An 18,333-nucleotide genomic window follows, 5' to 3' on the forward strand; every position below is an offset into this window, starting at 1 on the left:
CTATGTCCGCCACCAAAATCCTCTGGGGCCAGGTCATCACCGTTTTTCTGATCGTGCTCGCCGCAATCTGGAGCGCGACCCAATGGACGGCCGCCGCGCTCGGCTATCAGCCCGAGCTTGGGCAGCCATGGTTCATGCTTGGGCAGACGCCCATCTATCCACCGCCGGCTTTCTTCTGGTGGTGGTTCTCGTTCGACGCCTATGCGCCGGAGATATTCCAGACCGGCGCGTTCATCGCCGTGTCAGGCGGCTTTGCAGCGATCGCCGTGGCGATCGGCATGTCGGTCTGGCGGGCGCGCGAGATGAAGAACGTCGAGACCTACGGCTCGGCGCGTTGGGCGGCGCACAAGGAAGTCCGCACCGCCGGCCTGCTCGGCAATGACGGCGTGGTGCTGGGCAAACTGGGCAAGCACTATCTGCGTCATGACGGGCCGGAGCATGTCTTGTGCTTCGCTCCGACAAGGAGCGGCAAAGGCGTCGGCCTGGTCGTGCCTTCGCTGTTGACCTGGCCCGGATCGGCCATCGTTCACGATATCAAGGGCGAGAACTGGACACTGACCGCCGGTTTTCGCGCCCGGCATGGCCGCGTGCTGCTGTTCGATCCCACCAACGGGGCGTCGGCCGCCTACAACCCGCTGCTGGAGGTGCGGCGTGGCCAGTGGGAGGTCCGCGACGTGCAGAATGTCGCGGACGTGCTGGTCGATCCCGAGGGCTCGCTGGAACGCCGCAACCATTGGGAAAAGACCTCGCACGCGCTGCTGGTCGGCGCGATCCTGCATGTGCTTTACGCCGAGCCCGACAAGACGCTGGCCGGGGTTGCCGCTTTCCTGTCGGACCCCGCACGCACGATCGAGCAGACCCTCGCCGCGATGATGGCGACGCCCCATCTGGGTGAAGCGGGTGTTCATCCCGTCGTCGCCTCGGCCGCCCGCGAGCTGCTGAACAAATCCGAGAACGAGCGGTCGGGCGTGCTCAGCACCGCCATGTCCTTTTTGGGGTTGTATCGTGATCCCGTCGTGGCGCAGGTCACGCGGACCTGCGAGTGGCGCATAGCCGATCTTGTCGAGGGCGAGCAGCCGGCGACGCTCTACCTCGTCGTGCCACCCAGCGACATCTCGCGCACCAAGCCGCTCATTCGCCTCGTGCTCAATCAGATCGGCCGCAGGCTCACCGAAGAACTCAATCCTTCGGGCAAGCGCCATCGCGTGCTGCTGATGCTGGACGAGTTTCCGGCGCTGGGCCGCCTGGATTTTTTCGAGAGCGCGTTGGCGTTCATGGCGGGGTATGGCCTGAAATCGTTTCTGATCGCGCAGAGCCTCAATCAGATCGAGCGCGCCTATGGCCCCAACAACGCCATTCTCGACAACTGCCATGTCAGGGTGAGCTTTGCGACCAATGACGAAAGAACGGCAAAAAGGGTGTCGGACGCGCTCGGCACCGCCACCGAAATGCGGGCGATGCGAAATTATGCCGGGCATCGCCTGTCGCCCTGGCTGGGGCATTTGATGGTCTCGCGTTCCGAGACCGCTCGTCAGCTTCTCACCCCCGGTGAAATCATGCAGCTCCCGCCCGACGACGAGATCGTCATGGTCGCGGGCGTGCATCCGATCCGGGCGAAAAAGGTCCGCTACTACAGGGACCGACGCTTTACGGAGCGGGTGCTGACGCCGCCGGACATGAATGTCGGGGGAGGCCCGCCGCGCCCGGATGACTGGACCGGACGGGTGGCAGCCGCCGATCCCGGCGCGCTCGCCGCGGTCGTCCGCGCCCAGGAGGATGCCGCCAATGGCGGGCTGCGCCGCGAGCCCGAGCTGCCCGAGCATGTCGCCATCGTGAAGGAGACCACGGCGCCGCCCGCGCAGGAGTTTTCCATCGTCGAGGATGAACCCGAGGACGCCGCGCGACAGGCGGCGGTGCGGCGCCGGATGCAGGGCATCGCGCGGCAGGCGTCGCTCGATCCCGGCGACGGCATCGAATTGTAGGAGGTAGCTATGCGCGTTCGTCTCAATGTCTATTTCCCGCCCGAGCTGGCCCGCCAGGTGAGCGAGCTGGCGATCCGGCGCCGCATCTCGCGCTCCGCGATCGTGGAGGCGGCGGTCGCTTCCTATATGTCGCCGGACGGTGCAGACCGGCTGGAGGCGGCCTTCGCGCGCCGGCTCGACCGCCTCTCGCGCCAGGTCCAGCGGCTTGAGCGCAACACCGGCCTGACCACCGAGGCGCTGGCGCTGTTCGTGCACTTCTGGCTGTCTGTGACACCGCCGCTCCCCGATGAGGATCAGGCAGCCGCCCAGATAAAGGGCCGCAAACGCTATGAGGGTTTCGTCGAGACGCTCGGCCGGCGCTACGCCAGCGGCAAGAGTCTGCTCGACGAGATCCCCGAGGACGTCTCGGCGCAGGCGCCAGACCCGTCGTGACGGCCATTGGCATAATATGCCATAGTTGTTATGATGCAGACCGGAAACAAGGAGATTCGCGCGATGCCGACCCGCAACGTCGTTCTGACCGATCGTCAGGCCGAGTTGGTCGATAACCTGGTGCGTTCGGGACGCTATCAGAATGCCAGCGAGGTGCTGCGCGAAGGCTTGCGGCTGATCGAGCGGCACGCGGCCGAGGATGCGGCCCGGCTTGAAGCCCTGAAGAAGGCGGCCGAACTGGGCTGGAATGACATCGACGCCGGCCGCTATGTCGACGTCGCCGAAGACGGGCTTTCCGACTTCATCGGCGGCCTTGGCCGGCAGGCGGCGGATCGCGTGCGCCCCGCCAACTGATGTCGCTTTATCGGCTGTCCGCTGCCGCACAGGCGGACATCATCGAAATTCTGACCCGGACGCAGGAACGCTTCGGCGAGGCTGCGCGCCTTCGCTACGAGGCGCTGATCGTGGCGGCGATCCGCGACATCGCCGAAAACCCGTCCCGTCCCGGCGCTCCCGAAAGGCCGGAACTGGGCGTGGATGCGCGAACCTGGCACCTGCGGCATAGCCGCGAGAAGGCGCGCACCGGCACGGGCACCGTTCGGCGGCCAAGGCACTTCATCGTCTTCCGAACCCATGCGTCGGGCATGGTCGAGATCGGCCGCATCCTTCATGACGCGATGGAGCTGGAGCGGCACCGGCTGACGACTCACGACTGGAATTGAATCTCCGCGGGTGAGTTTTCAGGACAGGCGCGCAAGACGGAATCCGCCGCCCGCAAGTATCTGCCGCCGCTTCCACTACGCCGCGACGTAGCTGTTGCAACCGATCATTTCCTGCGTCTCTTGATGTGCCCCTGATGCCGGGCGGCAATTCGCCCGGCCTGGTTCAGGGGCCAGTTCTTGTCCGTCCAACCGATCCGATCCGTAAGTGAGACCCGTGGTGCGCGGATGCTGCGCACGGCGCTGGGGGGCGCCATCGCGGGCTGGCTGGAAGACCCGACCGTCGTCGAGGTGATGCTCAACCCGGACGGCCGGCTCTGGATCGACCGGCTGGGCGAAGGGATTTCCGACAGCGGCATGACGATGGCCGCCGTCGATGGCGAGCGCATCGTGCGCCTGGTCGCGCACCATGTCGGCGCCGAGGTTCATGCGAATGCTCCGCGCGTGTCGGCCGAACTGCCCGAAGGAGGCGAGCGGTTCGAAGGGCTGTTGCCGCCCGTCGTCGCAGCGCCCGCCTTCGCCATCCGCAAGCCCGCCGTCGCTGTATTCACGCTCGGCGACTATGCGGCGGCCGGGATCATGTCGGCCGCCCAGGCAGAAACGCTCCGCCAGGGCATCACGGCCCGCGCCAACATCCTGATCGCCGGCGGCACCGGCAGCGGCAAGACCACGCTGGTCAATGCGCTGCTGGCCGAGGTGGCCAGGACCACCGACCGTATCGTGCTGATCGAAGACACGCGCGAGCTGCAATGCGCCGCGCCCAATCTTGTCGCCATGCGGACGAAGGATGGCGTCGTCTCGCTGTCCGATCTGGTCCGTTCATCGCTGCGCCTGCGGCCCGATCGCATCCCGATCGGCGAGGTGCGCGGCGCCGAGGCGCTCGACCTGCTCAAAGCCTGGGGCACTGGCCATCCAGGCGGCATCGGAACGATTCATGCCGGAACCGCACTCGGCGCGCTGCGACGCATGGAGCAGCTCATCCAGGAGGCCGTCGTCACGATCCCCCGCGCGCTGCTCGCCGAAACCATCGACCTGATCGCCGTGCTGGTCCGTGACGGCCATGGCCGCCGGCTTTCCGAACTCGCCCGCGTCGAGGGCCTCGATTCCACGACCGGCGACTATCGCATCATCCCCATTTCCACCACCGAACCCGGAGACCTCCCATGAAGAAGGACACCAGACGCCGCCTCCTGGGCGGCACCATGCTCGACCGCATGGGCCATATCGGCGTCACTGCCGCCGGACTGCTCTACGCATTGCCGGCCCACGCAGCCGGATCGTCGATGCCGTGGGAGGCGCCGCTCCAGTCGATCCTCGAAAGCATCGAGGGGCCGGTGGCGAAGATCGTCGCGGTAATCATCATTATCGCGACCGGCCTGACCCTGGCGTTCGGCGATACGAACGGAGGTTTCAGGCGGCTGATCCAGATCGTCTTCGGTCTGTCGATCGCCTTCGCGGCCAGTTCCTTCTTCCTTACCTTCTTCTCGTTCGGCGGCGGGGCGCTGATCGCATGACTGGCGTCGTCGACCATGGGGAGCCGATCGCGGGCTTCTATGCGCCGGTCCATCGCGCGCTGACCGAGCCGATATTGCTCGGCGGCGCCCCGCGCGTACTCGCTATCGTCAACGGCACGCTTGCCGGGGCGATCGGTCTCGGCCTGCGCCTCTGGATCGCGGGTCTCGCCATCTGGGCGATCGGCCATGCGCTGTCGGTCTGGGCCGCGCGGCGCGATCCGCAATTCGTGGACGTGGCCCGGCGCCACCTCCGCTACCCGACATGGATGCAGCCATGATATCCCTACGCGAATACCGCAATCGGGCGGCGCACCTCGCCGACTTCCTGCCCTGGGCCGCGCTGGTCGGCGAAGGCATCGTTCTGAACAAGGACGGCAGTTTTCAGAGGACGGCCCGTTTTCGCGGTCCCGATCTCGACAGCGCCACGCCGTCCGAGCTGGTCGCCATCACGGCGCGGCTGAACAATGCGCTGCGCCGCCTGGGTTCGGGCTGGGCGATCTTCGTCGAGGCGCAGCGCACCCCCGCGCTCGACTACCCGGAGTGCGGTTTTCCCGATCCCGTCTCGGCGCTGGTCGATATGGAGCGGCGCGAACAGTTTCGCGAGGAAGGCGCGCATTTCGAGAGCGCCTATTATCTGACCCTGCTCTGGATGCCACCGGCCGAGGACGCGGCGCGTGCTGAAACCTGGCTCTACGAGGGCCGCTCGCAAAGCGGAGTCGATCCGTGGGAATTGCTGGCCGGTTTCACCGATCGCAGCGACCGCGTTCTCAATCTGGTCGAGGGCTTCGTGCCCGAGGTCTGCTGGCTCGATGATGCCGAGACGCTCACCTATCTGCACAGCACGATCTCGACCCGTCGCCAGCGCGTGCGCGTGCCGGAAACCCCGATGCACCTCGACGCGCTGCTCGCCGACGAGCCGCTGACCGGCGGGCTGGAACCAAAGCTGGGCGATCATCACCTTCGCACGCTGACCGTCGTCGGTTTCCCCAGCGTCACCTTTCCCGGCCTGCTCGACGAGTTGAACCGGCTGGCCTTCGAGTATCGCTGGTCCACCCGCGCGATCATGCTCGACAAGACCGACGCGACCAGGCTGCTGACCCGTATCCGTCGCCAGTGGTTCGCCAAGCGCAAATCGGTCGCGGCGATCCTGAAAGAAGTAATGACCAACGAGGCGAGCACGCTGCTCGACAGCGATGCCTCGAACAAGGCGGCTGACGCCGACATCGCCCTGCAGGAACTCGGCGCGGACTATGCCGGCATGGCCTATGTGACGGCGACGGTGACGGTATGGGATCGTGATCCGGCCGTTGCCGCAGAGAAGCTGCGGCTGGTCGAGAAAGTCATCCAGGGCCGCGACTTCACCGTGATTCCCGAAGGCATGAACGCGATCGAGGCATGGCTGGGGAGCCTCCCCGGCCATGCCTACGCCAACGTCCGCCAACCTCCGATTTCCACCATCAATCTCGCCCGCCTGATTCCCCTGTCAGCGGTGTGGGCGGGGCCGGAACGGGACGAGCACTTCGGGTCGCCCCCCTTGCTCTATGGCAAGACCGAGGGAAGCACCCCGTTCCGGTTTTCCCTTCACGTCGGCGATGTTGGCCATACGCTGATCGTCGGGCCGACCGGCGCCGGCAAGTCGGTGCTGCTCGCCCTGATGGCGATGCAGTTTCGCCGCTACGCGAGCGCGCAGGTCTTCGCCTTCGACTTCGGCAGTTCGATCCGCGCCGCCGCGCTTGGCATGGGCGGCGACTGGCAGGATCTTGGCGGTGGCCTGTCCGACGACAATGACGGCGGTGTCCAGTTGCAGCCGCTGGCCCGGATCGACAATCCCGCCGAACGGGCCTGGGCGGCCGAATGGCTCGCCGCGATCCTGGCGAGCGAAGGCATTGCAGTCGATCCGCAGGCCAAGGAGCATATCTGGTCGGCGCTGGGTTCGCTTGCCAGCGCGCCAGTTTCCGAACGCACGCTGACCGGCCTCGCCGTGCTGCTCCAGTCGCAGCAGCTCAAACAGGCGCTCGCGCCTTATTGCATTGGCGGGCCGTGGGGCCGGTTGCTCGATGCCGAAGCCGAACGGATCGGCGAAGCCGATATCCAGGTGTTCGAGACCGAGGGGCTGGTTGGCGCCGGATCGGCCGCCGCCGTGCTGTCCTATCTGTTCCACCGGATCGAGGGCCGGCTGGACGGTTCGCCGACGCTCATCATCATCGACGAGGGCTGGCTGGTGCTCGACAGCCCGGACTTTGCCGCCCAGCTCCGAGAATGGCTCAAGACCTTGCGCAAAAAGAACGCCAGCGTCGTGTTCACCACCCAGAGCCTCGCCGACATCGAGACCAGCAGCATCGCGCCGGCCATCATCGAAAGCTGCCCGACACGGATATTCCTGCCCAATGAGCGCGCCGTCGAGCCGCAGATCGCAGCGATCTACGAACGGTTCGGACTCAACGAACGCCAGATCGAAATCCTGAGCCGGGCGACGCCCAAACGCGATTATTACTGCCAGTCGCGGCGCGGCAACCGGCTGTTCGAGCTGGGACTGGGCGAAGTCGCGCTGGCGTTCGCCGCAGCGTCATCGAAGACCGACCAGCTCGCCATCGCCGACATCGCCGAAACCCACGGGGCAACCGCGTTCGCTGCCGAATGGCTGCGCCATCGCGGCTGCGCCTGGGCCGTCGAGCTTCTTCCCGAAGCCCACAGTCAACCTCAGCAGGAGATGCCCCTATGAAATCCACCGTCCTGCGCCGCGCCATACTGGCCAGCGCCATCGCTACGTCGAGCGTTATCGGCATCACCGCGGCTATGCCCGCACACGCGCAGTTCGGCGGGATCGTCTATGATCCGACCAACTATGCGCAGAACGTGCTGACGGCCGCACGGTCGCTGCAACAGATCAACAACCAGATTCAGCAAATCCAGCAGCAGGCGACGAGCCTCATCAACGAGGCGCGCAATCTGACCTCGCTGCCGTTCAGTTCCCTCCAGCAATTGCAGCAACAGGTGCAGCGCACCCAGCAGCTTCTCGGCGAGGCGCAGCGCATCGCCTATGATGTCCAGAACGTGCAGCAGGCGTTCAACGGTCGCTACAAGGGTGCCGCACTGACCGGCACCCACGCGCAGATGATCGCCAACGCCAATGCCCGCTGGGAGGACAGCGTCGGCGCATTCGAGGATGCGCTGAAGGTGCAGGCCGGCGTGGTCGGCAATATCGATGGCGCCCGCGGCACGATGGACCGGCTCGTCTCGGCCAGCCAGTCCGCGACCGGCGCGCTTCAGGCCGCACAGGCGGGCAATCAGCTTCTCGCCCTGCAATCGCAGCAACTCGCCGACCTCACCGCCGCAATTGCCGCGCAGGGCCGCGCGCATGCGCTCGACGCCGCGCGGCAGGCCGCGATCGAGGCGGAAGGACGCGAACGCTTCCGCCGCTTCTTCGGCCGCGACTGACAGGAGACGTCCGATGTCGCGCAATGCGAAGATCGCAGGGATAGCGACGCTCGCCGGGATCATGCTGGCTGTGGCGCTCACGAGCTTGCGCGAACCGCACGACCCGCCGCCCGAGGCGATCCTGCCCATCCTTGAAGAAGGAGAGCAGCAGAAGCTGCTGGCGCGCGAACTGAAACGCTGCGCCACGCTCACCATGCCGGATTCCGGGTGCGAACAGGCATGGGCGGCGAACCGCGGCCGCTTCTTCGGGAAGGCAGCCGTCGAGGGCGCACCGGAAATCGGGGATGGAGCCGAAACAGTCGGGAGAACCGCGCCGTGAGCGATACCGGCATCGTCGATACCTTTCTCGACACTTTCACCACCTACATCGATTCGGGCTTCGGCCTGCTCGGCGCCGAGATCGGCTTCCTGTCCTCGACGCTCATCGCGATCGACGTGACCATCGCCGGGCTGTTCTGGGCCTGGGGCGCCGACGAGGATGTCATCCAGCGGCTGGTGAAGAAGACGCTCTACATCGGCGCGTTCGCCTTCATCATCGGCAACTTCCAGACATTGGCGACGATCCTGTTCGAAAGCTTTGCGGGATTGGGGCTCAAGGCGAGTGGTGACGCCCTCAGCCTCGCGGAGTTCATGAAGCCGGGCACGATTGCGGCGAAAGGGCTGGATGCCGCTCAGCCGCTGGTCGACGCGACCGAGGCGTTCAACAGCATGTGGTCCGTGTTCTCCAACCTTGCGATCATCGTCGTGCTGCTGCTGGCCTATCTGATCGTCGTCCTGGCCTTCTTCATCATCGCCATCCAGGTCTTCATCACGCTGATCGAGTTTAAACTGGTGACGCTGGCCGGGTTCGTCCTGCTACCCTTTGCCTTCTGGAACCGCACTACGTTCATGGCCGAGAAGGTGCTCGGCCATATCGTCTCCAGCGGGATCAAGGTGCTGGTGCTCGCGGTCATCACCGGGATCGGCACGACGCTGTTCAGCCAGTTCACTGTCACGGTCGGGGCCGAACCCGACGCGCGGCAGGTGCTGTCGATTGCGCTCGGCGCATTGTCGCTGCTCGGTCTTGCGATCTTCGCCCCCGGCATCGCCAACGGCATCGTCTCGGGCGGCCCCGCGCTGGGTGCTGGTGCCGCAGCCGGAACCGCGATCGCCGCGGGCGGGGCGCTGGTGGGAGGCGCCGCTGCCGCCCGTCTCGGTGCTGGCGCGGCGGTGGGAGCCGTTGCTGGAACCGCGAGGGGCGCTGCCTTCACTTCGGGTGCGGCGAGCAGTGCCTATGCGCTGGGCTCGGCCGGCAAGTCCGGCTCGGCCGCCGTCGCCGGAGGCGCTGGCGGCATCGGCAAGGCAGCGGTCGGCGCTGCCATGTCACCGCTGCGCAAGGCCGCCGCGTCGCTGAAGGACAGCTATCGCTCGGGCGGACGCGCCGCCGTCACCGCTACCGGCGGCACGATCACCGGGAGCGCCCCATCGCCTGTATCATCGCCCGACAACCCGCCCGCCTGGGCGGCCGCGATGAAGCACCGCCAGACCATGACCCACGGCGCCACTGTCGCCGCCCATACGCTGCGGGGCGGCGATGGCGGTGGCGGCGGTGCGTCCGTCGATCTCAGCCAGAAGGACTGATCCGAAATGTTCCGACGTCCAACCATCCGCTACGGGCAGACACCCGAACCCGTCACCCCCTATCAGCGGGCCGCCCAGGTCTGGGATGACCGCATCGGTGCGGCCCGCGTGCAGGCGCGAAGCTGGCGTCTTGCCTTCTTCGGCGCGCTGGCGCTCTCAGGCGGGTTGACCGCTGGCATCGTCTGGCAATCGGCGCGAGGGTCTATCGTCCCCTGGGTGGTGCAGGTCGATCGACTGGGCGAGGCGCAGGCCGTCGCGCCCGCCGAGGCCGGCTATCGGCCGACCGATCCGCAGATCGCGTTCCATCTCGCCCGCTTTATCGAGCAGGTCCGCTCGATTCCGGCCGACGCCATCATCGTCCGGCAGAACTGGCTTCGCGCCTACGACTTCACGACCGATCGCGGCGCAATGGCGCTCAACGATCATGCCAGGAACAACGATCCCTTTGCACAGGTCGGCAAGGTGCAGGTCGCGGTGGACGTGTCGAGCGTGATCCGCGCGTCGGGCGACAGCTTCCGCGTCGCCTGGACCGAGCGCCGCTATCAGGATGGCAGTCTTGCCGAGACCACACGCTGGTCGGCGATCCTCACCGTCGTCGTGCAGACGCCGCGCACGCCCGATGCGCTGCGCAAGAACCCGCTCGGCGTCTTCGTCAACGCCATCAACTGGTCGAAGGAGCTGGCCCAATGAGACATCGCCATTTTCGAAAGGCCGCCTTGCCGGCCTTGTTCATCTCCGCGTCCGCGCTTGGCGGCTGTGCCAGCACGGCAGCGAAATCACTGCCTGTCACCTATGACGATCCGCCCGCCGGGATCGCCGCGATCCCGGCGGCGCAGCCGCCGCAGATGGTCGAGGTGGTGACGATTCCCGAACCGCTGCCGCTCCCCCGCCAGTTGAAGCCGATAGCAGCCGGTGCGCGGCGATCCGAACCGGCCGATCCGCGCCAGCGTGTCGGCGCGGCCAATGCCGCCGCTCGCGTCCAGCCCAGCCGCGACGGCTATGTGAATGCCATTCAGCAATATCCCTGGACGGACGGTGCGCTCTATCAGGTCTATACAGCTCCCGGGCAGGTGACGGACATCGCCTTGCAGGAAGGCGAGCAGCTGGTGGGACCGGGGCCGGTCGCGGCCGGTGATACCGTTCGCTGGATCATCGGCGATACGGTGAGCGGCAGCGGAGCCACGGCGCGCGTCCATATCCTTGTGAAACCCACCCGGCCGGACATCGGCACGAACCTCGTCATCAACACCGACCGGCGCACCTATCATCTGGAGCTGCGCGCCACGCCCGCGACATATATGGCATCGGTCTCGTGGACCTATCCGCAGGACCGGCTCATCGCGCTGCGCGGCACCAATGCGGCAGCAGCCGCCGCCGCGCCGATCGCCACAGGCATCGACGTTGCGGCGCTAAACTTCCGCTACCGGATCGAAGGCGACCGCGTTCTCTGGCGTCCTGCCCGCGCGTTCGACGATGGCCGGCAGGTCTTCATCGAGTTTGCTCAGCAGATCTCTCAAGGCGAGATGCCACCGCTGTTCGTGACCGGCGCGGCTGACAGCGCCGAACTGGTCAATTACCGCGTTCAGGGCCGCTACATGGTGGTGGACCGTCTGTTTGCCAGCGCCGAGTTGCGCCTGGGCGACAAGCGCAGCGAGCGGCGCGTGCGGATCGTGCGCGACGAAGCCGTCACTGCCCGCAGGGGGCGGCCATGACCGATCCCGCCACCGCACCCGCAACCGGGGCGACCGCCTCGCAGACTGCACCCGCCGCGCCGCAGCCCGCCGATCCCCGGCCATTCCAGCTCCGGGGCAATCCACCTCGCGTCATGCGCCTGTCGAGAAAGGCGCTCGCGGTCATGGGGATTGTCGCTGGTCTCGGCATTGGCGGTTCACTGATCTACGCGCTGCGGCCTCCGGGCGAAAAGTCTACCCAGGAACTCTACAGCACCGGGAGCAAGGCAACGGCCGAGACCATCACCTCGGGGCCGAAGGACTATAGCCAGGTGCCCAAACTCGGCTCGCCGCTTCCCGGTGATCTCGGCGGCCCGATCGTCTCGGCCCGGCAGCGCGGGGAGAATGTGCCGGTCCCGCCGGTCGGCGCACAGCCTGATCTCCGCGCGCAGGCAGCGGAAGCCGCACGCCAGCGTGCCCAACAGGAGCGCGATGCAGCGCGCACCGCCAGCCTGTTCCTCGGTGGCAGCACGAGTGGTGGGACTGCCGCTCCGCCGATGATGGGCGCCGCGCCGAATTCTGCTATCCCGGCGCAGGCAGACAGCACAGCGTCGCAAGGCGACCAGACCACGAAGCGCGCCTTCATGGCGCAGGCGTCCAGCCAGCGCACAGTGAGCGCCGAGCGGCTGACCGCCCCGCCATCGCCCAACATCGTGCAGGCCGGCAGCATCATCCCGGCCGCGCTCATCACCGGCATCCGTTCCGATCTTCCTGGCCAGATCACCGCCCAGGTGACGGCCAATGTCTACGATAGCCCCACCGGGCGCATCCTGCTGATTCCGCAGGGCGCGCGGCTGATCGGCGAATATGACAGCGAGATCGCCGCCGGGCAGACACGCGTGCTGCTCGCCTGGGATCGGCTGATCTTGCCGGACGGCCGCTCGATCGTTCTCGAGCGCCAGCCCGGCACGGATGCGGCCGGGTTCGCGGGGTTACAGGACCGCGTGAACCAGCATTGGGGAAACATGCTCAAGGCCGCTGCGATCTCGACGCTGCTTGGCGTGGGAACCGAGCTGGCGGCCGATAGCGACGATGATCTCGTTCGCGCGCTGCGCCGGGGGACGCAGGACAGCATCAGCCAGACCGGCCAGCAGACCGTGCGCCGGCAGCTCAATGTGCCGCCGACGCTCACCATCCGGGCGGGGCACCCCTTGCGGGTCGTTCTGACCCGCGACCTTGTGCTTGAATCCATCGGAGCCACGCGATGACGAAACTGAAGCTGGGGCCACTGGCCGACGATCGGCCGGTCAAGCTCACCGTCGAACTGCCCGCTGCCATTCACCGCGATCTTGTCGCCTATGCCGCCGCGCTCGCGTCCGAGACCGGAGGGTCGCCAGCCGCACCCGAAAAGCTGGTCGCGCCGATGCTCGCCCGGTTCATGGCGACCGACCGGGCGTTCACCAGGGCGCAGCGCCAAGGACAGAATCACGGAATATCGAAGGCGAGCGCGTAGCGGTCGCGCACGAAGGCGAGGAAGCGCCGCAGCGTAGGATTTCCGTTACCCTTCCGCCAGTATCCCGAATAGCCGATGAGCATCGGTCCCTGTTCGCCATGAACGGGCCGATAGACTACATCGGGATAGCGCGCGCCCGTCATGCCCTCGCAGACGATGGACAGGCCGGACCCGCTGCCGAGGATGCTCAGGATCGTCTCGCGACTGGTCCGGTGCACCTTGATGTCCGGCTGGATGCCTGCGACTGACAGGCGACCCAGCAGCATGTCGCGGATTTCCGGGCCGGGATCGGCGGCCGTCAGCAGGAACCGCTCACGCCGCAGATCGGTCCAGTGAAGCAGATCGCGCTCGGCCAGAGGATGACTGGCCGGTAGCGCGACCAACACGCGCTCGCTCCAGAACGGTTCGTGTCGGAATCCGTCGTAGTCGGCAGCGCCCACCAGGATCGCGATGTCGATCTCGCCGGCATCAAGCCCGGCGAGCAGTGCGCCCCGGTCGGCTTCCACACCGTCCAGCTCGACATCGGGATGCGCGTTGCGCCAGCCCAGCATGGTCGCGCGGAGATTGCCGGCCGAGACCGAGCTGTAATGCCCGACCATGAGCCCGCCTGCGCGACCCTGGCCCGCTGCCCGCATGGTCGCCACCAGCTTGTCCGCGTTCGTCACCATCGGGCGCGCGCTGCGGATGAATTGCGTGCCCGCGATAGTCATGGAGATGCCCGCGCGGGATCGCTCGAATATTCTGACCCCGACCACACGCTCCAGTTTGAGGATGTTCCGGCTGAGCGTAGATTGCTCGACATCCAGCGCACGGGCCGCACGGTAGAAACTGCCATGGTCAGCTGCCGCGATGGCATAGCGGAGTTGACGGATATCGAACGGCACTTCAGATGCCTGGTTTCAATTGCCGAATAGTTCGGCGGGGAAGGCGTTCAAAACGCTTGCACCCAATGTGGCATTAGCTTTCAAACCTCTCGCTGCTGTCACAATGGTCTCGGTGAAAAAAATCCACCATCACCGGCTATGCAGATACTACGCCTAGAATCCGACCTGATCGCCACCTTTGAGTGCAAGATAGGTGCGTGCTTCGTCAGGTGTCGCTATCTCAAGAGAAAGTGATCGCAGGATCGACGCGATGATCTGGACTTGCTCGGCATTCGACTGGGCCAATTTCCTCGGTCCGGCATAGAGCGAATCCTCCAGCCCCACGCGGACATTACCGCCATTGATTGCCGCCATCGTGCCAAAGGCGATCTGGCTTCTGCCGCTGGCCATGACAGACCAGCGATAGTCGTCACCAAACAGCTTGTCGGCGATGCGCCGGGCATGAAGCAGATTTTCGGTGTCGATGCCTTGCCCGCCATGGATGCCAAAGATCGTCTGCACGAAAAGCGGAGGCGTCACCAGTTTCCGGTCCAGGAAATGCGCAAGCGTATAGAGATGGCTGATGTCATAGCATTCGAACTCAAAGCGCGTCCCATGACTCTTGCCGAGCCGCTCTATGATGGTTTCGATATCGCCGAACGTATTGCGGAAGATGAGATCCTTGGTCGCTTCCAAAAAGGGCTTTTCCCAGTCGTGGTTGAACCGGTCGTAGCGCGCGGCCATAGGATAAAGCCCGAAATTCATCGAACCCATGTTCAGCGAGCACAGTTCGGGCGAAGCGCGCTCCGCTCCCGCCAGCCGCTCATCCAGAGTCATGCTGGTACTCCCGCCCGTGGTGATGTTCACGATCGCCTTCGTCGACTGCTTAATACGGGGCAGGAACTGCATATACACATCGGGATCGAGTGTCGGGCGTCCGTCCTTCGGATCACGAGCGTGGAGATGCAGCACAGCCGCTCCCGCCTCTGCCGCGGCGATGGCCTGTTCGGCGATTTGGGCGGGAGTGATCGGCAGATAGGGGCTCATCGTCGGCGTATGAGCCGATCCGGTGACCGCACAGCTGATTATCACTTTATCCATATGTTCTCCCCACGCCGTTGACGTGTCTTTTCAGTATAAGTTCAAAGGATGGTGGCGGTCGCACCGGCATAATGCGTGACAGACCGGCTAAGCACCGTCATCTGGGCCACCTTTCGACCAGTCTCCCGAAATTCTTCGCTCGCCAGTCTGGCATCCAGAGCAGACTGATCCCGCCACAGTTCAACGACGTGGAAAAGGCCAGGATTCTCCAGATCGATGGAGAAACTGTAGTGGATATTCCCGTCGATCTGCCGTGCGGCGCGGGCGGTCGCCACAGCGGCCGCCTGAAAGTCAACGATGTCCTTTTCGGCAATTTCGTACCGCCCGATGACTAATATCTGATGACCCGACATTTTGATCCTCTCTAGTGTTGCGTCTCAGGGATGGTGACGCGCAGGCCATCCAGCGACTGGTCGATCTCGATCTGGCAACTGAGGCGAGTGGCTGGGGCCGGATCCTCGCAATATTCCAGCATGGTCTGTTCGTCCGCGCTGGCTGGAGAAAGGCGCCCCTGCCATTCCGGGGGAATGCCCACCCGGCACGTCGCGCAGGTGAGGCCGCCCCCGCACTCGGCCTCGATCCCCGGAACACCATGCGCTTGGGCCGCGCGCATTACCGTATCGCCGATCTCGGCATTGACCGTAAATTCACGTCCGTCCGACGTGATATATGTGATTGTAACCATCTATCTTTGGCCGTTTCTTGATCAAATGAGAGTGTTAATGCCCGAGCCAGGCAAAGCGGCGTGGTCGATGTAGATCATGCGGCGTGCGAGCATGAAGCCGTAAGGTGTCTCCGCACGACGGAGGATATCCTCCCTTCGTCCCGTGATCGGCGCATAACTCTGTTCCATGCGGGTACGGGTGAACATGAAACTGGAAATCACCAGAAATTCATCATCGATTTCCGTCTCACGCACCCTGACATTCGTGACGAATATTCGCGGCACGCTTGGCGGATTTTCTGACCAGGATTTCGGATCGGCCAGCTTTTTGACCCTGATCGACAAGGTCTGTTTATCCTCGCGAAAATGCCCGGCCCGCTCGATCGGCAGGAACCGTTTGTCGAAATCCCTTAAAGTGCGGGTTGTCCGAACTGGCATGGCATAAACGATGTCGTCGGTTGTCAGCGCAAGCCATTCGGCAAAGCGGCGTTCCTCAAGCAATCCCGTCTCTTCATAAAGAAACTGCTCGATGCTCCATTGCAGCCGCAAGGCGTCATTGGTCCGAGTGTCCATTATTTCGCCCCTCCCATCAACAGATCCTGCCAATGAGAATAGAAAGCGCGGGCTCCTTCTTCGGCGTAAACATGATTGATCTGGCCCGGAAAATCGGGATGCGGCCCACCGAAGCCCAACCCCATTTGAACATTCAGCGGGGTTTGCCTCGAAATGTGACCTTCGCTGGCTCCTCGGTGACAGAGGGCGACATTTTCGCTATCGTCCTGTTCGAAAAGTCCGGAGGCATTGAAGGAAAAACTGGTCCCCCTCACTATAGCGTCTTTGACCTCCTCCGGCATTTTCTTGTCGAGGATGATGTAATGCACCACCTCGGTCCGGTTAGGGCCTCGCGGTTGCCACACTCGCAGATATCGCGCCGCCCGATTCAGGGACAGGTTGGGGAACACGGTCATCACCAGCGAACCCATTTCGTCCGTGCGGATATCGCCTAACCGGGCTCGCATCTCTTCCCTCGCCGGCCCGCCAAGATAGGCGGGCGCCGGCGCTGGTGCGAACCGGACCAGCCCGTCGTTTCGAGCGGGAAACCAGCCCGCAGCACCGTGGCCCAGTTCGGGCATACCAAACTGATAACCGGTTTCGTCCGGCGTCTGGGTATATTCGAACGATGTCGGTGGCGCGCCGGGCGGGTTCAGCGCGGTGAGCGCGGAGTTATGCGAAATGGCGGCGTGGTAAAAATCCGTGCCGTGTTGCTCGGCCTGCCATTTCCAGTTGCATTTGACATGATGCCGATGGGGTCCGCTCAATTCGATACCGCCTTCGGCGCCATCGAGGAACGCGTCCAGATACCAGGCAACGTCACCAAGCGCAGCAGACAGGGCGGGGGCCTCCGCATCCCAGTTGCCAAAAATCAGGCCCTTGTGGATTTCAACGCGCGGAACGCGGATAGCGCCCCATTCCGCCTTGTTGAGCTTGTTGTGGTAGCCGTCCGTCTCATGGGGCATGCCGACAAGACCACCAGCGCTGTTATAGACCCAGCCATGGTAAGTGCAGCGAAACGACTTGCTATTGCCCATATCCGCGAGACACAGACGGTTGCCGCGGTGGCGGCATTGATTCAGAATGGCGGTGATCGTGCCGTCGCCCTGCCGGCTCACGATGACGGAGTCCTCCGCCATCGTAGTGACCAAGAAGTCCCCAAATTTGGGGATCTGACCCTCATGGCCCAAAAAGAGCCATGAACGGGAGAATATCCGTTCCATCTCCAGCTTATAAACATCCGGATCGGAATATATGCTGGCTTTGACTATACCGTTTTCGCGATCAAACAAATCAATGATATTCAAATCTTGCGTTCGATTTGCCATGTCCATCTCCTATACAAAAATAGCCGTACGGCAGACTTTCTATTATATTATCGACAAATCTGCCGAATTTCGCCGATGCCTTCTATTCTGCTGATGATTTCATCGCCGGGCCTGAGAAATATTTTGGGATCACGAGCACCGCCAACTCCACTGGGAGTACCAGTAAAGATAATATCGCCCGGCTGGAGCGCGCAAACATGCGAAAGCCTGTTGATCAATTCAGGCAGTGAGAAGATCAGCTTGGAAGTGCGCGAACTTTGCATGGTTTCGCCATTGAGCGTGCAACTGATGGCGAGATCGTTGGGATTAGAAAATTCATCCAGCGAAACCAGCCACGGACCAATGGGACCAAAACCGGGAAAGGATTTCCCGAAAGAAAACTGAGGCATCGCACCTTCGAGCTGGACAAGACGTTCGGAATAATCCTGCCCGACCGCAAGGCCGGCGACATGGTCCAGCCCATTTTCTATCGAGACGGCATGAGCCGGCTTCCCGATAACCGCCACAAGTTCGACCTCCCAGTCGACATTGGCCGAGGGCAGCTTCAGATAGGGTTCCGGCCCCGAGAGACAGCTGCGAAACTTGGTGAACACAGCAGGAGTTAACGGCTCTTCCTTGACGCCGGCTTCCATAGCGTGGTCGAGGTAATTAAGCCCTATGGCAAATATCTGTGTTGGCTCTGGCGAGGGGGATCGCAAATCGGCGATATCGAATGATATCGGATCGCCAGTTGCTGCTCCAGCCCATTGGCGGAATTCTTCCCACGCCAAGAATATTTTTGCAGGATCGGACGAAAAGCGGCCATTGCTGGCCTTTTCAACGTCCAATGCTCCACCATCGGTAATCAGCGCACTGCGACCGTTGACATTTGCAAAGCGCATTCAGGTTCTCCATTTTAATTACTGCTTGCCGTCGCGTGACAAACGAGAAACGCGTC

At 64.0% G+C, this 18,333-nt stretch carries 22 protein-coding genes; 15 read left to right on the top strand and 7 right to left on the bottom strand.

Annotated features, from left to right (window positions below):
• Window positions 1-2: 2 nt before the first annotated feature.
• The 15 genes from GGR43_RS10305 to GGR43_RS10375 all read left to right on the top strand — a co-directional run bounded on the left by GGR43_RS10305 (window position 3) and on the right by GGR43_RS10375 (window position 12,888).
• A complete protein-coding gene (locus tag GGR43_RS10305; protein WP_125726064.1) occupies window positions 3-1,982 on the top strand; it encodes a conjugal transfer protein TraG in 1,980 nt (659 codons plus the stop codon).
• Window positions 1,983-1,991: 9 nt separating this feature from the next.
• Window positions 1,992-2,414: a ribbon-helix-helix domain-containing protein gene (locus GGR43_RS10310; RefSeq protein WP_125726062.1), complete on the top strand. Its 423-nt coding sequence runs from the start codon at window positions 1,992-1,994 to the stop codon at window positions 2,412-2,414.
• A 63-nt stretch (window positions 2,415-2,477) separates the two neighbouring features.
• On the top strand, window positions 2,478-2,768 hold the full coding sequence (locus GGR43_RS10315; RefSeq protein WP_125726060.1) for a type II toxin-antitoxin system ParD family antitoxin: 291 nt from the start codon (window positions 2,478-2,480) through the stop codon (window positions 2,766-2,768).
• On the top strand, window positions 2,768-3,136 hold the full coding sequence (locus GGR43_RS10320) for a type II toxin-antitoxin system RelE/ParE family toxin (RefSeq protein WP_125726058.1): 369 nt from the start codon (window positions 2,768-2,770) through the stop codon (window positions 3,134-3,136). Before GGR43_RS10315 ends, GGR43_RS10320 begins: the two co-directional genes overlap by 1 nt.
• A 177-nt stretch (window positions 3,137-3,313) precedes the next feature.
• Window positions 3,314-4,300, top strand: coding sequence for a P-type conjugative transfer ATPase TrbB (gene trbB / locus GGR43_RS10325; RefSeq protein WP_125726056.1), 987 nt, complete (start codon window positions 3,314-3,316; stop codon window positions 4,298-4,300).
• A 35-nt stretch (window positions 4,301-4,335) separates the two neighbouring features.
• Window positions 4,336-4,647 carry a TrbC/VirB2 family type IV secretion system protein gene (locus tag GGR43_RS10330; RefSeq protein WP_125727399.1) on the top strand — a complete coding sequence of 104 codons (312 nt, stop codon included), beginning with the start codon at window positions 4,336-4,338 and terminating at the stop codon, window positions 4,645-4,647.
• Entirely contained in the window at window positions 4,644-4,925 is a 282-nt protein-coding gene (locus tag GGR43_RS10335) for a VirB3 family type IV secretion system protein (RefSeq protein WP_125726054.1), read from the top strand. Before GGR43_RS10330 ends, GGR43_RS10335 begins: the two co-directional genes overlap by 4 nt.
• Window positions 4,922-7,369: a conjugal transfer protein TrbE gene (trbE, locus tag GGR43_RS10340; RefSeq protein WP_125726052.1), complete on the top strand. Its 2,448-nt coding sequence runs from the start codon at window positions 4,922-4,924 to the stop codon at window positions 7,367-7,369. The genes GGR43_RS10335 and trbE overlap by 4 nt, the downstream gene beginning before the upstream one ends.
• Window positions 7,366-8,085 (top strand): P-type conjugative transfer protein TrbJ, encoded by a 720-nt coding sequence (gene trbJ, locus GGR43_RS10345; RefSeq protein ID WP_125726050.1) that lies wholly within the window; start codon window positions 7,366-7,368, stop codon window positions 8,083-8,085. The genes trbE and trbJ overlap by 4 nt, the downstream gene beginning before the upstream one ends.
• A 13-nt stretch (window positions 8,086-8,098) precedes the next feature.
• Entirely contained in the window at window positions 8,099-8,404 is a 306-nt protein-coding gene (gene trbK-alt, locus GGR43_RS10350; protein ID WP_125726047.1) for a putative entry exclusion protein TrbK-alt, read from the top strand.
• Window positions 8,401-9,705 carry a P-type conjugative transfer protein TrbL gene (trbL, locus tag GGR43_RS10355; RefSeq protein ID WP_125726045.1) on the top strand — a complete coding sequence of 435 codons (1,305 nt, stop codon included), beginning with the start codon at window positions 8,401-8,403 and terminating at the stop codon, window positions 9,703-9,705. Before trbK-alt ends, trbL begins: the two co-directional genes overlap by 4 nt.
• A 6-nt stretch (window positions 9,706-9,711) precedes the next feature.
• A complete protein-coding gene (gene trbF, locus GGR43_RS10360; RefSeq protein WP_188071881.1) occupies window positions 9,712-10,395 on the top strand; it encodes a conjugal transfer protein TrbF in 684 nt (227 codons plus the stop codon).
• A complete protein-coding gene (gene trbG / locus GGR43_RS10365) occupies window positions 10,392-11,417 on the top strand; it encodes a P-type conjugative transfer protein TrbG (RefSeq protein WP_125726224.1) in 1,026 nt (341 codons plus the stop codon). Before trbF ends, trbG begins: the two co-directional genes overlap by 4 nt.
• Window positions 11,414-12,643: a TraB/TrbI/VirB10 family type IV secretion system protein gene (locus GGR43_RS10370; RefSeq protein ID WP_125726222.1), complete on the top strand. Its 1,230-nt coding sequence runs from the start codon at window positions 11,414-11,416 to the stop codon at window positions 12,641-12,643. Before trbG ends, GGR43_RS10370 begins: the two co-directional genes overlap by 4 nt.
• Window positions 12,640-12,888, top strand: coding sequence for a DUF2274 domain-containing protein (locus tag GGR43_RS10375; RefSeq protein WP_125726220.1), 249 nt, complete (start codon window positions 12,640-12,642; stop codon window positions 12,886-12,888). Before GGR43_RS10370 ends, GGR43_RS10375 begins: the two co-directional genes overlap by 4 nt.
• Here GGR43_RS10375 and GGR43_RS10380 read toward each other — a convergent pair.
• The 7 genes from GGR43_RS10380 to GGR43_RS10410 all read right to left on the bottom strand — a co-directional run bounded on the left by GGR43_RS10380 (window position 12,861) and on the right by GGR43_RS10410 (window position 18,277).
• A complete protein-coding gene (locus GGR43_RS10380) occupies window positions 12,861-13,772 on the bottom strand; it encodes a LysR family transcriptional regulator (RefSeq protein WP_125726218.1) in 912 nt (303 codons plus the stop codon). The two genes, GGR43_RS10375 and GGR43_RS10380, sit on opposite strands and share 28 nt — an antisense overlap.
• Window positions 13,773-13,925: 153 nt before the next feature.
• Window positions 13,926-14,852, bottom strand: a complete 927-nt coding sequence (gene kce, locus GGR43_RS10385; RefSeq protein WP_188071882.1) for a 3,5-dioxohexanoate:acetyl-CoA acetone transferase — start codon at window positions 14,850-14,852, stop codon at window positions 13,926-13,928.
• Between the two features lie 41 nt (window positions 14,853-14,893).
• Complete coding sequence (locus GGR43_RS10390; RefSeq protein ID WP_092960500.1) at window positions 14,894-15,205, bottom strand: putative quinol monooxygenase; 312 nt, start codon at window positions 15,203-15,205, stop codon at window positions 14,894-14,896.
• 11 nt (window positions 15,206-15,216) lie between these two features.
• A complete protein-coding gene (locus tag GGR43_RS10395; protein WP_032073057.1) occupies window positions 15,217-15,537 on the bottom strand; it encodes a 2Fe-2S iron-sulfur cluster-binding protein in 321 nt (106 codons plus the stop codon).
• Window positions 15,538-15,558: 21 nt separating this feature from the next.
• Window positions 15,559-16,089, bottom strand: a complete 531-nt coding sequence (locus tag GGR43_RS10400) for a 3-phenylpropionate/cinnamic acid dioxygenase subunit beta (RefSeq protein WP_032073056.1) — start codon at window positions 16,087-16,089, stop codon at window positions 15,559-15,561.
• On the bottom strand, window positions 16,089-17,396 hold the full coding sequence (locus GGR43_RS10405; RefSeq protein ID WP_032073055.1) for an aromatic ring-hydroxylating dioxygenase subunit alpha: 1,308 nt from the start codon (window positions 17,394-17,396) through the stop codon (window positions 16,089-16,091). Before GGR43_RS10405 ends, GGR43_RS10400 begins: the two co-directional genes overlap by 1 nt.
• A gap of 47 nt (window positions 17,397-17,443) precedes the next feature.
• On the bottom strand, window positions 17,444-18,277 hold the full coding sequence (locus GGR43_RS10410) for a fumarylacetoacetate hydrolase family protein (protein WP_092960422.1): 834 nt from the start codon (window positions 18,275-18,277) through the stop codon (window positions 17,444-17,446).
• Window positions 18,278-18,333: the final 56 nt, after the last annotated feature.

It is taken from the genome of Sphingobium jiangsuense, from assembly GCF_014196495.1.
Lineage (GTDB): Bacteria > Pseudomonadota > Alphaproteobacteria > Sphingomonadales > Sphingomonadaceae > Sphingobium > Sphingobium jiangsuense.

Bases quoted from the DNA above. Each gene is read 5' to 3' on its own strand.
- GGR43_RS10305 (WP_125726064.1), top strand. From the start codon at position 3: ATGTCCGCCACCAAAATCCTCTGGGGCCAGGTCATCACCGTTTTTCTG.
- GGR43_RS10375 (WP_125726220.1), top strand. From the start codon at position 12,640: ATGACGAAACTGAAGCTGGGGCCACTGGCCGACGATCGGCCGGTCAAG.
- trbG (WP_125726224.1), top strand. From the start codon at position 10,392: ATGAGACATCGCCATTTTCGAAAGGCCGCCTTGCCGGCCTTGTTCATC.
- kce (WP_188071882.1), bottom strand. From the start codon at position 14,852: ATGGATAAAGTGATAATCAGCTGTGCGGTCACCGGATCGGCTCATACG.
- GGR43_RS10405 (WP_032073055.1), bottom strand. From the start codon at position 17,396: ATGGCAAATCGAACGCAAGATTTGAATATCATTGATTTGTTTGATCGC.
- GGR43_RS10330 (WP_125727399.1), top strand. From the start codon at position 4,336: ATGCTCGACCGCATGGGCCATATCGGCGTCACTGCCGCCGGACTGCTC.
- GGR43_RS10315 (WP_125726060.1), top strand. From the start codon at position 2,478: ATGCCGACCCGCAACGTCGTTCTGACCGATCGTCAGGCCGAGTTGGTC.
- trbE (WP_125726052.1), top strand. From the start codon at position 4,922: ATGATATCCCTACGCGAATACCGCAATCGGGCGGCGCACCTCGCCGAC.
- GGR43_RS10320 (WP_125726058.1), top strand. From the start codon at position 2,768: ATGTCGCTTTATCGGCTGTCCGCTGCCGCACAGGCGGACATCATCGAA.
- GGR43_RS10410 (WP_092960422.1), bottom strand. From the start codon at position 18,277: ATGCGCTTTGCAAATGTCAACGGTCGCAGTGCGCTGATTACCGATGGT.
- GGR43_RS10335 (WP_125726054.1), top strand. From the start codon at position 4,644: ATGACTGGCGTCGTCGACCATGGGGAGCCGATCGCGGGCTTCTATGCG.
- trbF (WP_188071881.1), top strand. From the start codon at position 9,712: ATGTTCCGACGTCCAACCATCCGCTACGGGCAGACACCCGAACCCGTC.
- GGR43_RS10395 (WP_032073057.1), bottom strand. From the start codon at position 15,537: ATGGTTACAATCACATATATCACGTCGGACGGACGTGAATTTACGGTC.
- trbJ (WP_125726050.1), top strand. From the start codon at position 7,366: ATGAAATCCACCGTCCTGCGCCGCGCCATACTGGCCAGCGCCATCGCT.
- GGR43_RS10370 (WP_125726222.1), top strand. From the start codon at position 11,414: ATGACCGATCCCGCCACCGCACCCGCAACCGGGGCGACCGCCTCGCAG.
- trbK-alt (WP_125726047.1), top strand. From the start codon at position 8,099: ATGTCGCGCAATGCGAAGATCGCAGGGATAGCGACGCTCGCCGGGATC.
- GGR43_RS10400 (WP_032073056.1), bottom strand. From the start codon at position 16,089: ATGGACACTCGGACCAATGACGCCTTGCGGCTGCAATGGAGCATCGAG.
- GGR43_RS10390 (WP_092960500.1), bottom strand. From the start codon at position 15,205: ATGTCGGGTCATCAGATATTAGTCATCGGGCGGTACGAAATTGCCGAA.
- GGR43_RS10310 (WP_125726062.1), top strand. From the start codon at position 1,992: ATGCGCGTTCGTCTCAATGTCTATTTCCCGCCCGAGCTGGCCCGCCAG.